This window comes from Agrobacterium sp. 20P9.1.2, from assembly GCF_057799395.1.
Genome location: NZ_JBYOKI010000005.1, coordinates 81,500 through 94,405, shown reverse-complemented (window position 1 = coordinate 94,405; position 12,906 = coordinate 81,500). Strand labels below are relative to the sequence as shown.

11 protein-coding genes are annotated in these 12,906 nt (G+C 58.7%); 3 read left to right on the top strand and 8 right to left on the bottom strand.

Translation table 11 applies throughout. The features are described from left to right. Positions 1–22: 22 nt before the first annotated feature. The 6 genes from AC27VJ_RS15365 to AC27VJ_RS15340 form a co-directional block, all read right to left on the bottom strand. Entirely contained in the window at positions 23–868 is an 846-nt protein-coding gene (locus tag AC27VJ_RS15365) for a dipeptide ABC transporter ATP-binding protein (protein ID WP_488684748.1), read from the bottom strand. Continuing rightward, positions 865–1,731 carry an ABC transporter ATP-binding protein gene (locus tag AC27VJ_RS15360; RefSeq protein ID WP_113090033.1) on the bottom strand — a complete coding sequence of 289 codons (867 nt, stop codon included), beginning with the start codon at positions 1,729–1,731 and terminating at the stop codon, positions 865–867. The genes AC27VJ_RS15365 and AC27VJ_RS15360 overlap by 4 nt, the downstream gene beginning before the upstream one ends. Before the next feature lies 1 nt (position 1,732). Next, positions 1,733–2,641: an ABC transporter permease subunit gene (locus AC27VJ_RS15355; RefSeq protein ID WP_113090034.1), complete on the bottom strand. Its 909-nt coding sequence runs from the start codon at positions 2,639–2,641 to the stop codon at positions 1,733–1,735. Positions 2,642–2,656: 15 nt separating this feature from the next. After that, positions 2,657–3,661, bottom strand: a complete 1,005-nt coding sequence (locus AC27VJ_RS15350) for an ABC transporter permease subunit (protein ID WP_113090035.1) — start codon at positions 3,659–3,661, stop codon at positions 2,657–2,659. Between the two features lie 148 nt (positions 3,662–3,809). Further along, positions 3,810–5,411 (bottom strand): ABC transporter substrate-binding protein, encoded by a 1,602-nt coding sequence (locus AC27VJ_RS15345; RefSeq protein ID WP_113090036.1) that lies wholly within the window; start codon positions 5,409–5,411, stop codon positions 3,810–3,812. 291 nt (positions 5,412–5,702) lie between these two features. Further along, positions 5,703–6,395: a superoxide dismutase gene (locus tag AC27VJ_RS15340; protein ID WP_488684747.1), complete on the bottom strand. Its 693-nt coding sequence runs from the start codon at positions 6,393–6,395 to the stop codon at positions 5,703–5,705. A gap of 135 nt (positions 6,396–6,530) precedes the next feature. On the opposite strand from AC27VJ_RS15340, the gene AC27VJ_RS15335 reads away from it, so the two are divergent. From AC27VJ_RS15335 to AC27VJ_RS15325, 3 genes are all read left to right on the top strand, one after another. Next, entirely contained in the window at positions 6,531–7,595 is a 1,065-nt protein-coding gene (locus tag AC27VJ_RS15335) for an NAD(P)-dependent alcohol dehydrogenase (RefSeq protein ID WP_488684746.1), read from the top strand. A 100-nt stretch (positions 7,596–7,695) separates the two neighbouring features. Continuing rightward, positions 7,696–8,748 (top strand): sugar phosphate isomerase/epimerase family protein, encoded by a 1,053-nt coding sequence (locus tag AC27VJ_RS15330; protein ID WP_113090039.1) that lies wholly within the window; start codon positions 7,696–7,698, stop codon positions 8,746–8,748. 21 nt (positions 8,749–8,769) lie between these two features. Continuing rightward, entirely contained in the window at positions 8,770–9,957 is a 1,188-nt protein-coding gene (locus tag AC27VJ_RS15325) for a Gfo/Idh/MocA family protein (protein ID WP_488684745.1), read from the top strand. Positions 9,958–10,804: 847 nt separating this feature from the next. On the opposite strand, the gene AC27VJ_RS15320 is transcribed toward AC27VJ_RS15325, so the two are convergent. Continuing rightward, the gene (locus AC27VJ_RS15320) at positions 10,805–11,677 is read right to left on the bottom strand and encodes a DUF4167 domain-containing protein (protein WP_488684744.1); all 873 of its coding nucleotides are present in this window, start codon (positions 11,675–11,677) and stop codon (positions 10,805–10,807) included. A gap of 392 nt (positions 11,678–12,069) precedes the next feature. After that, positions 12,070–12,894 (bottom strand): peptide chain release factor N(5)-glutamine methyltransferase, encoded by an 825-nt coding sequence (gene prmC, locus AC27VJ_RS15315; protein WP_488684991.1) that lies wholly within the window; start codon positions 12,892–12,894, stop codon positions 12,070–12,072. Positions 12,895–12,906 lie beyond the last annotated feature (12 nt).

Below are 12,906 nucleotides of genomic sequence, written 5' to 3'. Positions count from 1 at the left end.
TCCGGGCTTTTCCTTTTCCATCTCAACCGGCTTTTGCCAGCTTCTTTGCTTCCACGCGGGCGCGGATGGAGTCCACGTCGGCTTTGGGGGTGGCGGCGAAGAGAGTGCGGGTATAGCTGTGCTTGGGGTCGGAGAAGACCTCGTCGCGGGTGCCGTATTCCACGGCCTCGCCGAAATACATCACCATGACTTCATCCGCGATGTATTTCACGACGGACAGGTCGTGGGAGATGAAGACATAGGTCAGGCCAAACTCGTCCTGCAGGTCGGCGAGTAGGTTCAGCACCTGCGCCTGAACCGAAAGGTCGAGTGCGGAGACCGGTTCGTCCAGCACCAGCAGATTCGGGTTCAGCATCAGCGCGCGCGCAATGGCGATACGCTGGCGCTGGCCGCCGGAGAACATGTGCGGGTAGCGATTGTAGTGTTCCGGCCCCAGACCCACACGCACCAGCATGTCGTTTGCCTTTTCGCGACGCTCGGCGGCGGACATATTGGTATTGATGAGCAGCGGTTCGCCCAGAACGTCACCGATCTTCTGGCGCGGGTTGAGGGAGCCATAGGGGTTCTGGAACACGATCTGCACCTTCTGGCGCATTTCGGCGGTCAGATGACCCGGACGCGTATCGACCTTCTGGCCGTCGATCAAGAGATCGCCGGAGGTCGGCTCATCGATGAAGGTCAGCATGCGGGCGAGCGTGGACTTGCCGCAGCCGCTTTCGCCGACGATGGCGAGCGTCTTGCCGGTTTCCAACGCGAAGGACACGCCCTTGACCGCGTGGACGGTCTTGGCTGGCTTCATGAAGCCACCCGGCAGGTGATAATCGCGCTTCATATTGCGGATTTCGAGCATGGTATTTTTGTCGGTCATGCTGTTTCTCCCGCAGATGTCGGGGCCGGTGTCGGCGTACCATCGAAGAATTGCGAAACGGTGGTCAGGCGATCACCCGTCGCATTTTCAGGAAGGGCAGCCAGAAGCGCCTTGGTGTAATTGCTCTTGGGGTTTTCAAACAGAGACAGCACATCGGCTTCCTCCATCTTCTTGCCCTTATACTGCACCACCACGCGGTCAGCCGTTTCAGCCACCACACCCATGTCATGGGTGATCATGATGAGGCCCATGCCGTTTTCGGCCTGAAGCTTCATCAGGAGATCGAGGATCTGCTTCTGGATCGTCACGTCGAGCGCAGTGGTCGGCTCATCGGCGATGAGGAGTTTCGGATTGCAGGCGATGGCAATCGCGATCATCACGCGCTGGCATTGGCCACCAGACATCTGGTGCGGGAAGTGCTTCAGGCGCTCTTCCGGGTCTGGCAGACCGACGAGCTTGAACAACTCGATGGCGCGCGCATGGCGGGCCTTTTTATCCAGACCCATGTGGATGCGCAGGACTTCCTCGATCTGGAAGCCAACGGTGAAGCACGGGTTGAGGCTTGCCACCGGCTCCTGGAAGATCATGGCGATATCCTTGCCGATCAGCTTGCGGCGTTCTGACGCGCTGATCTTCTGGATATCCTTGCCTTCAAACAGCATGCGGTCGGCGGTGATCTTTGCCGTCCAGGGCAGAAGGCCCATGACGGCGAGCATCGAGACCGATTTACCGGAGCCGGATTCTCCGACGATGGCGAGAACCTCGCCCTTTTCGACGGACACGGAAATGCCGTCCACGGCACGGAACCAGCCACTGGCGGTTTCGAACTCGACGGTCAGATTATCGACTTGCAGAAGTGCCATGTCAGGACCTCTTCAGTTTCGGGTCAAGCGCATCTCGCAGACCATCGCCCACTAGATTGATGGCGAGAACGGTGATGAGAATGGCAAGGCCGGGGAAGGTGACGACCCACCAGGCGCGCAGAATGAATTCGCGCGCTTCGGCAAGCATGGTGCCCCATTCGGGCGCTGGCGGCTGTGCGCCCATACCGAGGAAGCCAAGGGCGGCTGCATCAAGAATAGCGTTCGAGAACGACAGCGTGGCCTGCACGATGAGCGGGCCCATGCAGTTGGGCAGAATGGTCTTGAACATCAGGCGCAGCGGTCCGGCACCGGCCAGACGTGCGGCGGTAACGTAATCGCGCTCCTTTTCCGTCATCACGGCGGCGCGCGTCAGGCGCACGAAATGCGGCTGAAGAACAAGCGCGATGGCGATCATGCCGTTGGTGAGGCCGGGGCCGAGAATAGCGACCAGAACCAGCGCAAGAAGCAGCGACGGGAAGGCGAGGATGATGTCCATCAACCGCATGATGACGGTGTCCAACCAGCCGCGATAATAACCGGCGATAACGCCGATGATGATGCCGGTGGACAGGGACAGCGTGGTCACGAAGACGCCGATGAACAGCGAATATTGCGCACCGTGGATCAGGCGCGACAGGATATCGCGACCCAGCGGATCGGTGCCGAGCGGGAAGCTCCAGTTACCGCCTTGCAACCATGCGGGCGGCAGGAGGATGGTCTCGCGGTACTGCTGGAACGGCGAATGCGGCGCGATGAACGACGCAAACACGGCCACGAAGACGATGATGGCGAAAACATAGAGGCCGATGACGGCGCCGCGGTTTTCGGAAAAGTAATGCCAGAATTCGGACAGCATCTGGCGGCGCATCGCCGCGCTGCTGACCGGCTGGCTCTGAGTGGTTTCAGCCATAGGAAAAGTCACCTCTTAGTGGCGGATGCGCGGATTGATCAGGCCGTAGAGCACGTCGACAATCAGATTGACGAACATGATGATGCCGGCGATCAGCAGCAAGCCACCTTGAATCACGGGATAATCGCGGCGGAAGACGCTATCGACCATCCACTTGCCGATGCCCGGCCAAGAGAAGATCGTCTCGGTCAGGATAGCACCCGCCAGCATGACGCCGATCTGAAGACCGATCGTCGTGATGACCGGGATCAGCGCGTTGCGCAAAGCGTGCAGCCCGACCACGCGGAAGGGTGACAGGCCCTTGGCACGGGCGGTGCGGATGTAGTCATCCGACAGAACCTCCAGCATGGCCGAGCGCGTCTGGCGCGCAATAACGGCAAGCGGAATGGTTGCCAGCACGATGGACGGCAGGATCAGGTGGCTGACGGCAGAGGCAAAAGCGCCCTTCTGGCCCGACAGCAACGAGTCGATCAGCATGAAGCCGGTAACGGGCGGGAAGAAGAACATCAGCGAAATGCGACCCGATACCGGCGTCCATTGCAGAATGCCCGCAAACAGGATGATGAGCAGCGGTCCCCACCAGAAAATCGGCATGGAGTAGCCGACGAGCGAAACGCCCATCATGGTCTGATCGAAGAAAGAGCCGCGCTTGATGGCTGCGATCACGCCTGCAGGAACGCCGATGACGATGGCAAGGATGATGGCGCACAAGGACAGCTCGACAGTTGCTGGAAACAGCGCAAAAAACTGGTCGATGATCGGCGACTTGGAAACGATGGACGTTCCGAAATCACCCGACAGGATGCCCTTCAGATAATCCAGATACTGGACGACCATGGGCCGGTCCATGCCAAGGGCGGCGCTGATCTGCGCATGCCGCTCCGGCGACATGACGCGTTCACCCGACAGCAATGCGACGGGATCGCCCGGCAGGAGCCGGATGAACATGAACGCGATAATGGAAACCCCGATGAAAGTCGGGATGAGCACGGCAATGCGCCGCACGAGAAAGCCAATCATGAAAAACCTTCGATCTGTTCCGCCTGGAACCTATGCGCTGGCAGTAGCGACCTTTTCGGTCTGCTTCTTTGTTGTTTAGGGGTGCTTCAGAACGCAAGTGCCGCGCGCCTTGAGACAAGACACGCGGCATTTGCAGATGCGTCGAATGTTACTCGGCGATATCCACGTTTTCGAACGTGAAGTCACCCAGCGGGCTCTGGACGAAGCCAGTGACTTCCTTGCGCATCGGAACGACGGACAGGGAGTGGTCGATGGTGGCCCAAGGTGCCTGCTTCTTGAAGACGACCTGCGCCTCTTCGTAAAGCTTGGTGCGTTCTGCCTGATCGGTGGTGATCTTGGCCTTCTTCACGAGAGCGTCGAAGTCCTTATCGCACCACTGAGCGCGGTTGTTGCCGCCAACGGCATCGCAACCAAGCAGCGTGTCAAGGAAGTTGTCCGGATCACCATTGTCACCGGTCCAGCCGAGGAACACGGCGCCGTCACGGTCCTTTGCCTTCGAACGGTCGAGATATTCAGCCCATTCGTAGGAAACGATCTCAACCTTCACGCCGATCTTGGCGAAGTCGTCCTGGATGACTTCGGCAGCGCGGCGGGCGTTGAGCATGTAAGGACGCGAAACCGGCATTGCCCAGACCTTCATCGAAAGGTCCTTGACGCCAGCGTCTGTCAGCATCTTCTTGGCTGCTTCCAGATCGTAGGTGTCGTCTTCAACCTTGTCGTTGTAAGACCACATGGTTGGCGGCAGCGGGTTCTTCGCAGGTGTTGCCATGCCCTGGAACACGGCGTCAACGATGGCCTTCTTGTTGATGGCCTTGTTCAGCGCCTTGCGGACTTCCGGCTTGTCGAAAGGAGCCTGCGTGGTGTTGTAGGCGAGGTAGGCAACGTTGAGGCCTTCCTGCTCCATAACCGTCAGGGTCGGGTCTTTCTTCATGGAGGCAACGTCAGCTGCGTTCGGGTAAGGCATCAGGTGGCATTCGCCAGCCTTGAGCTTCTGGAAACGAACGGCGGCATCGGTGGTGATGGCGAAAACGAGATCGTCGATCTTCGGTGCGCCGCCCCAATAGTCCTTGTTGGCCTTGTAGCGGATGACGGCATCCTGCTGGTAGGCGACGAAGGCGAACGGGCCGGTGCCGACTGGCATCTGGTTCAACTGTGCCTGCTTGCCATCAGCAGCCAGCTTGTCCGTGTATTCCTTCGAAACGATGGAAGCGAACGGCATGGCAAGGTTGGCAAGGAACGGCGCTTCAGGACGGTTCAGCGTAAACTTGACCGTCATGTCGTCGACCTTTTCGACGGACTTGATCAGCTTGGGGAAGCCCATGCCTTCAGCATATTCCCAGGATGTGCCCGGCACATACTGGTGCCATGGGTTGTCGGTCTTGATCTGGCGCTCAATGGAGAAAACGACGTCGTCGGCGTTCAATTCACGCGTTGGCGTGAAGAAATCTGTGGTCTGGAACTTCACGCCCTTGCGCAGCTTGAAGGTGTAGACGGTACCGTTCTCGGTCACGTCCCAGCTTTCGGCCAGGCCAGCAACTGGCTTGGTGGTGCCGGGTTCGAATTCCAGAAGGCGGCTGTAAACGGTGTGGGCAGCGGCATCGAAAGTGGTGCCGGCGGTGTAGAGACCGGGGTCGAAACCTTCCGGCGAACCTTCAGAGCAATATACGAAGGTTTTTGCGCTTGCAGCGGCAGGTGCAAAGCACGTCGCCGAAAGCAAGGCTGCAGCGATTAGGCCAAGTTTGTATCTCATAATTGAGCTCCCAATTTTTGTATCCGGCTCGCTTATTCCGCGACTACCGATGCAACGTGGTTATAAGAAACTTTGCACATACTCAAGCGGGCAACCGAAACGATTCAAGTCATTTTTGACCAAATGTTCAACTTCCCGCGATTTTGATACTAATTTAGGCGTATGGATTAGAATCTTTGTTTCGAAAACAGGAAATAACCACTGTGTTTTTGTCAGAAACACCTGCACCAAACGAATGAAAGCGCCCTGAACCATCAGAGCGCTTTCAACGTGAAGACCATATGACAGGCGTTAAGCCTGGGTTATCTTGTCGCCGACGACCCGCCAGTTGACGAGATTTTCAAGCACCTTTTTGATATGCTCCGGCTTGCGGTTTTCGTAATCGACGTAATAGGCGTGTTCCCAGATGTCGATGCCGAGATAGGCGGGCCTGCTGACGGCAACCGGGTTATTGGCATCTTCATAACCGACAAGCGCGAGCCTGTTCTGGTCATCGCGGGTCAGCCATACCCAGCCTGTTCCGAAGACTTCGTCGGATGTGGCAACGGCTTTTTCGATGAACTTGTCGTAGTCACCAAATGCGGCGTTCAGCTCCTCTGCGGCCTTGCCATCCGGCCTGTTCGGGCCGCCGGGCTTAAATTGCTCCCAGTAGACGACATGGTTCCAAGCCTGTGCTGCGTTGTTGAAAATCTTCTTGTCCGCGGTTTTGCCAGCGGAGGCTTTGACGATCGCCTCCAACTCCATGTCTGCGTAGGGCGTGCCTTTGGCCAGCGTATTCAGCTTGTCGAAATAGGCCTTGTGGTGCTTGCCGTAATGCAGGGCGACTGTTTTGGCGGAAATGTGCGGTGCAAGCGCATCTTCGGCAAAGGGCAGCGCGGGCTGCTTCAGCGGCAATGCGGCCTGGGCAATGGAAGGCGCGGAAAGGGCGGATGCTGCCGCCGTTGCGGCGGTTGCCGCCATGATGGCGCGTCTTGTCATTAACATGTGTCGGTCTCCTCTGGGTGTGTCCTCGAGAGCAAACAGGTTCACCCTTGAAAAGTTTCTTTTAGACCTTGCTTATTCGGGTTCTTCGCGATTTTGTTATCCGCAACATGCAGTTTGAGAGTCGAGGAGGACAGAATGCAGTCTCAGGGAAAATCGGGCGAAGAGCGCGCACTTGTGCTGGAAGAAATGGGCAAGCTGTCCCTGCGTTCATTTCCGCTGGAGGAGCAAGTCGGCCCTCACGACGTGCGCATCGCCATCCACACCGTGGGTATTTGCGGCAGCGACGTGCACTATTACACCCACGGCGCTATCGGCAATTTCGTGGTGCGCGAGCCGATGATTCTCGGGCACGAGGCATCCGGCACTGTGACGGAGGTTGGTTCGCAGGTAACGACGCTTTCCGTGGGTGATCGCGTATGCATGGAGCCGGGCATCCCGGACCCGATCAGCCGCGCAAGCCGCACCGGCCATTACAATCTCGACCCAGCCGTTCGGTTCTGGGCGACGCCGCCGATCCATGGCGTGCTGCGGGCTTCGGTCGTTCACCCCGCTGCCTATACGTTCAAGCTTCCGGATAATGTGTCGTTTGCAGCGGGCGCCATGGTGGAGCCGCTGGCCGTTGGCGTGCAGGCGGCAACGCAGGCCAAGGTCAAGCCGGGCGATATCGCCGTCGTTATCGGTGCCGGTCCCATCGGCCTTGTTACCGTGCTGGCAGCGCTGGCCGCCGGTTGCGCCCGCGTTATCGTCTCGGATGTCGATCCGGTGAAGCTAGACATGGCGCGTGGTCTTGGGCCAGTCGAAACCGTCAATGTCCGCGAGCATAATCTGGCCGAGCAGGTTTTGAAATCAACAGCCGGTTGGGGCGCGGATGTGATTTTCGAATGCTCCGGTGCGGAAGCGGCCATTACCCATGTGTTCGAACCGCTGCGGCCTGCTGGCACGGTGGTCTTCGTGGGCATGCCGACCAAGCTTGTGGCCTATGACGTGGTGGCCGCGCAAATTCGCGAGGCGCGCGTCGAGCATGTTTTTCGCTACGCCAATGTGTTTGGCCGCTGCGTGGACATGCTGGCCTCCGGCGCTATCGATGTCGCGCCGCTGATCACGCGCACCTTCGAATTCGAAGACAGCATCAAGGCGTTCGATATCGCCGCTTCCGCACCTGCGGGCGAGGTGAAGATGCAAATTATCATGCCTCAGTGATGATTGAGGGTTGCACGAAATTTACGAGCGGTTAGCTTGTGTGCCGTTGACGGGCGGAGGCTGGAACCGTTCAACTGTATCGATGCAGGAGGAATAATTCATGAAGACAATCAAGGGACCGGGGCTTTTTCTCGGTCAGTTTGCGGGTGATGCTGCGCCGTTCAATACGTGGGATGGCATTACCAAGTGGGCCGCTGAAAAGGGTTATCTGGGCGTACAGGTGCCAACCTGGGCCGGACAGTTGATCGACCTGAAAAAAGCAGCGGAATCCAAGGATTATTGCGACGAATTTGCCGGTGTCGCACGCCAGAACGGCGTTGAGGTCACCGAGCTTTCCACTCACTTGCAAGGCCAATTGGTAGCAGTGCATCCAGCCTATGATGAAGCCTTCGATGGTTTTGCAGCACCCGAAGTGCGCGGCAACCCCAAGGCACGTCAGGCATGGGCCGTTGAGCAGGTAAAGCTTGCGCTGAAGGCATCGCGCAATCTGGGCATCAACGCCCATGCGACATTCTCCGGTGCGTTGGCCTGGCCCTTCATTTACCCATGGCCGCAGCGCCCCGCTGGTCTGGTAGAAGCCGCATTCGATGAGCTGGCCAAGCGATGGACACCAATCCTCGATTATGCCGATGAGCAGGGCGTTGACGTCTGCTACGAAATTCACCCCGGCGAAGACCTGCATGATGGTGTGACCTTCGAGATGTTCCTGGAGCGGGTGAAGAACCACAAACGCGCCAACATGCTCTACGATCCATCGCATTACGTTCTGCAATGCCTGGATTATCTCGACAATATCGACATCTATAAAGACCGCATCAAGATGTTCCACGTCAAGGATGCCGAGTTCAACCCGACCGGTCGTCAGGGCGTTTACGGCGGTTATCAGGGTTGGGTCGAACGTGCCGGTCGTTTCCGGTCGCTGGGCGACGGCCAAGTGGATTTCGGCGCAGTCTTCTCGAAAATGGCCGCCAATGATTTTGACGGCTGGGCCGTGGTTGAGTGGGAATGCGCGCTGAAGCACCCGGAAGACGGCGCTGCCGAAGGTTCTGAATTCGTCAAGGCGCACATCATCCGCGTTACGGAAAAGGCGTTTGACGACTTCGCTTCCAGCGGCACGGATGATGCAGCTAACCGCCGCATGCTGGGTCTTTAAAAGAGTTTTCGAGGATATTTCATGGCTATTGAAGGAAAGACGACCGACAAGGCGAACAAACGGATTCGCCTTGGCATGGTGGGTGGCGGCGCAGGTGCCTTCATCGGTGGCGTGCACCGCATGGCGGCACGTCTGGACAATCGCTTCGAGTTGGTCGCAGGCGCTCTGTCCTCCACCCCGGAAAAGTCCAAGGCGTCGGGCCTGGAACTGGGGCTGGATGAAGACCGCTGCTACGGCTCCTTCGAGGAGATGGCAGAAAAGGAAGCGGCACGCGAAGATGGCATCGAAGCCGTCGCCATCGTCACGCCCAACCATGTGCACTATCCGGCGGCGAAGGCCTTTCTGGAGCGTGGCATCCATGTGATTTGCGATAAGCCACTGACCTCCAATCTGGAAGACGCCAAAAAGCTGAAGGCCGTGGCCGACAAGGCCGATGCGCTCTTCGTACTGACCCACAACTACACCGGCTACCCGATGGCGCGCCATGCGCGTGAACTGGTGGAAACCGGCGCGCTGGGTGACATTCGCCTCGTGCAGATGGAGTATCCGCAGGACTGGCTGGCAGAACCCGTGGAGCAGACCGGTGCCAAGCAGGCGGTGTGGCGCACGGACCCGGCTCAATCCGGTGCCGGTGGATCGACCGGCGATATCGGCACACACGCCTACAATCTCGGCTGCTTCATTTCCGGCCTCGAAGCCGATGAGCTGGCAGCGGATGTGCATACATTCGTGGAGGGCCGTCGTCTGGACGATAACGCCCATGTCATGCTGCGTTTCAAAGCCAAGGACGGCAAAGCGCCTGCCAAGGGCCTGCTATGGTGCAGTCAGGTAGCCGTGGGCAACGAGAACGGCCTCAAGGTCCGCATCTATGGCAGCAAGGCTGGCATCGAGTGGACACAGGCGGACCCGAACTATCTGTGGTTCACCAAGCTTGGCGAGCCCAAACAACTGATCACCCGTGGCGGCGCCGGTGCCGGTGCAGCCGCTGCCCGCGTCAGCCGCATTCCATCCGGCCACCCGGAAGGCTACCTCGAAGCCTTCGCCACCATCTACACCGAAGCCGCCAATGCCATCGATGCACGGCGCAACGGTACGGAACTGGATAAGGCGGTTATTTATCCGACCATTGATGACGGCGTTAAAGGCGTGGCCTTTGTTGAGGCATGTATTGCTTCGTCCAAGCAGAATGGTGGATGGGTGAAGTTGTAAGGCAAATGGGGTTGGGCCACATCAACGGCACGCGATGTCGGGTGTGGCTCACGTCTTCCTGCCTACTTTTATCGCTCACTTCACCGCAACTTAGCTGGAGAATTGCTTGGCGGCATGCACCGCTCCAAGCCCGTCTCCTTCTGCAGCCATTCTTATGCACGGGCTTAAATTTACTGGTCTGCGATCTCTGCTATTGGAGTGGTGAGCGTGCCTCTTGCCAATCTCCCCCCGTGGGGGAGATGTCCGGCAGGACAGAGGGGGGTGAGCGGCTGGCTCTGCGGCCTGCGGGTTTTCACTCGGCGCAAGTGGCAGACCCCTCACCTGAAAAATCTATGACTTAGCGTTGCTAAGATCATGATTTTTCTTCCTCTCCCACAGGGGGAGAGGTAACCCAGCTGAGATGTCGAGGACACTCTGCCCGCAACCCCCGTCCTTCGAGGGTCGCTTTGCTCCCGCCTCAGGATGAGGATTGCTGCCGTTGTGCCATGCTCTCCGCTTGTTAATGCCTCTAGGCAACCACACCCTCCGCCCTCATGCTGAGGTGGCGCGAAGCGCCCTCGAAGCATCCGCCGCGCACTCTGCTCCAAGCCCGCAACCCTCGTCCTTCGAGGGGCGCTTTGCGCCCGCCTCAGGATGAGGGTTGCTGCGGTGTGCCCTGGCTTTCACGTCAACTACAGTGATTTTGAATTACAACTAGAGCAATCGAGAAGCCTGTCGCGCGCCCTGCCCTCACCCAAAACCTGCCAAAAGACCATGCAGCGCAGCACCTCGACGCCCCCCACACACCACAAAAACGAAAAAACCCCGGCAAGACCAGGGTTCTTCAACTCACAAAAGCGCACGCAGATTACTCGGCGGCGTTTTCCAATGTTGGGGCTTCGCCGCCTTCGGTGCCTTCGGCTGCTGCTTCGCCATCTTCGCTGCCGGCTGCGCGGCGGGGGCGACGGGGGCGGGGGCTGGTGCTGCGGGGGCGGCGGGGGGCGCGCTCGGTTGGAGCGGTGCTGACCTGCGCTTCCTCTTCTACGGCAACTTCCTTGGGCGTGCCTTCGATGACAGGCTGCGGAGCGGAGCTGGCGTCGTAGACGGGGGCTGCGGCAACCGGAGCGGCAGCAACGGGCGAAACAGTGTTTTCATCCTGCTCTTCGCGCGGCTGGCGTTCCTGACGGGCGGGACGCTCGCGACGGTCCCGGCGTTCGTTCCGGTCCTGACGCTCTGGGCGATCCTGTCTGTCCTGACGCTCCTGCCGTTCAGGCTGGTCATTGCGCTGGGCCTGATCATTACGCTGGGCGCGCTGCTGGTTGTGATCCTGTTCGCCGGGCATGGAAACGATGACGTCGTCGTTGTCATCGCCGTCGATATCGTCACCATCGCGCTCCTGCTGGAACTCACCGCGATCATCGCGCTGGAAGCGCTCCTGCATCTGCGCCTGGGCAGAAGCAATGATACGGTTGTAGTGTTCCGCGTGCTGCAGATAGTTTTCGGCCATGACGCGGTCGCCGGAGCTTTGAGCATCCCGCGCAAGCGTCGAATATTTTTCGGCTATGTGCTGGGCCGTGCCACGGATCTTGACGTCGGGGCCGGAGCTGTCATAGGTGCGGGTTAGCGGGTTACCGCCTTTGCGGTTGAAATTGTTGTTGTTGTTATTGCCGCCACCGCCGCCATTGTTATTGTTGTTGCTACCACGCCCCCGGCCGCGCTTGTTTTGCTGTCCTGGCCTCATCAATTGCTCACCTGAATTCTGTTTTGCTGATAATTCTCGTTGTTACGATGCAATCCGGAAGGAGGCGCCCGAAGTCCTGATTTCCGAAATTGCTCCCATCGCGCGTCTTGACCCAAGGACCAAAACCTCGCGTATAATGCCCGGATGCGCAAATGCTGCATCGAGCCGCCTGCGAACAAAGTTTACTGATTCACATGCCGGGAATGCCCAGCCTTTCAGGGTTCTCAAAAAGAAACCCGCTTCGGGACTGATCCATACCATGGCGAATCTAAAATTCGCCTTCAGCCACCCAGCATGTGGCCGCAAACTAGCCCGCTTCCTGCGGAAATCCAAGCCTTTTCTTTTGCTTTACAAAATATCCTTGAACAAAACAGATATAGGAACGATCAAACCTATCTGCAAAAGATCAAGCCGCGGTCGTTGCCACCATAATCCTTGATCGCTTCGACACTGTTATAGCCGTGCGCCACAAAGATGCCCGTGACATCCGCCTTCTGATCATAGCCGATTTCCAGCCCGATCAACCCGCCATCTACAAGGAAATCCACTGCTTTTTCGGCAATTGCACGATAGGGAGAAAGACCGTCTTCGCCGCCATCGAGCGCCGCCATCGGATCGAAATTGCGCACATCCCGATCCAGCGTCTGGATGACATCGCTTCTTATATAGGGTGGATTCGACACGATTATGTCGAAGCGACCGGAAATGCGCTCAAACCAGTTGCTTTCCACCGTCTCGAAGCTATCTTCAAGGCCGTGGCGCTGCGCGTTCTTGCGCGCCGTTTCCATGGCGTCGCGGGAAATATCAGAGCCAACGCCCGACGTGCCGGGGCACTCATGCAAGAGCGCGAGGCAGATGGCGCCGGTGCCGATGCCCATGTCCAAAATGCGGGCCTGCCCCTGCCGGGCGACGATGCCGCGCAGATGTGGCAGCAGCGCATCCACCAGCACTTCCGTATCGGGCCGAGGCTCCAGCGTGCCAGGGGAGAGGATGAGATCGAGGCCGTAGAATTCACGATGGCCGAGAATGCGGTGGACCGGCTCGCCTTCTCCTCGGCGGACAATCATGGTTTCGATACGGGCGATGTCACCGGCACTGACGATGCGGGTGGCGTTCAGCACGAAATCGGTCAGCGAAAAGCCGATGACCTCCCCGATCAGCAGGCGCGCATCCGTCAGCGGATCGGCTACGCCTGCGGCATCGAGCCGGTGGCGCATCTGCGCGACCAG

What these genes read in the sequence shown, in the direction of transcription:
- AC27VJ_RS15365 (WP_488684748.1), bottom strand. Translation starts at nt 868, where the DNA reads ATGACCGACAAAAATACCATGCTCGAAATCCGCAATATGAAGCGCGAT.
- AC27VJ_RS15360 (WP_113090033.1), bottom strand. Translation starts at nt 1,731, where the DNA reads ATGGCACTTCTGCAAGTCGATAATCTGACCGTCGAGTTCGAAACCGCC.
- AC27VJ_RS15355 (WP_113090034.1), bottom strand. Translation starts at nt 2,641, where the DNA reads ATGGCTGAAACCACTCAGAGCCAGCCGGTCAGCAGCGCGGCGATGCGC.
- AC27VJ_RS15350 (WP_113090035.1), bottom strand. Translation starts at nt 3,661, where the DNA reads ATGATTGGCTTTCTCGTGCGGCGCATTGCCGTGCTCATCCCGACTTTC.
- AC27VJ_RS15345 (WP_113090036.1), bottom strand. Translation starts at nt 5,411, where the DNA reads ATGAGATACAAACTTGGCCTAATCGCTGCAGCCTTGCTTTCGGCGACG.
- AC27VJ_RS15340 (WP_488684747.1), bottom strand. Translation starts at nt 6,395, where the DNA reads ATGTTAATGACAAGACGCGCCATCATGGCGGCAACCGCCGCAACGGCG.
- AC27VJ_RS15335 (WP_488684746.1), top strand. Translation starts at nt 6,531, where the DNA reads ATGCAGTCTCAGGGAAAATCGGGCGAAGAGCGCGCACTTGTGCTGGAA.
- AC27VJ_RS15330 (WP_113090039.1), top strand. Translation starts at nt 7,696, where the DNA reads ATGAAGACAATCAAGGGACCGGGGCTTTTTCTCGGTCAGTTTGCGGGT.
- AC27VJ_RS15325 (WP_488684745.1), top strand. Translation starts at nt 8,770, where the DNA reads ATGGCTATTGAAGGAAAGACGACCGACAAGGCGAACAAACGGATTCGC.
- AC27VJ_RS15320 (WP_488684744.1), bottom strand. Translation starts at nt 11,677, where the DNA reads ATGAGGCCAGGACAGCAAAACAAGCGCGGCCGGGGGCGTGGTAGCAAC.
- prmC (WP_488684991.1), bottom strand. Translation starts at nt 12,894, where the DNA reads ATGCGCCACCGGCTCGATGCCGCAGGCGTAGCCGATCCGCTGACGGAT.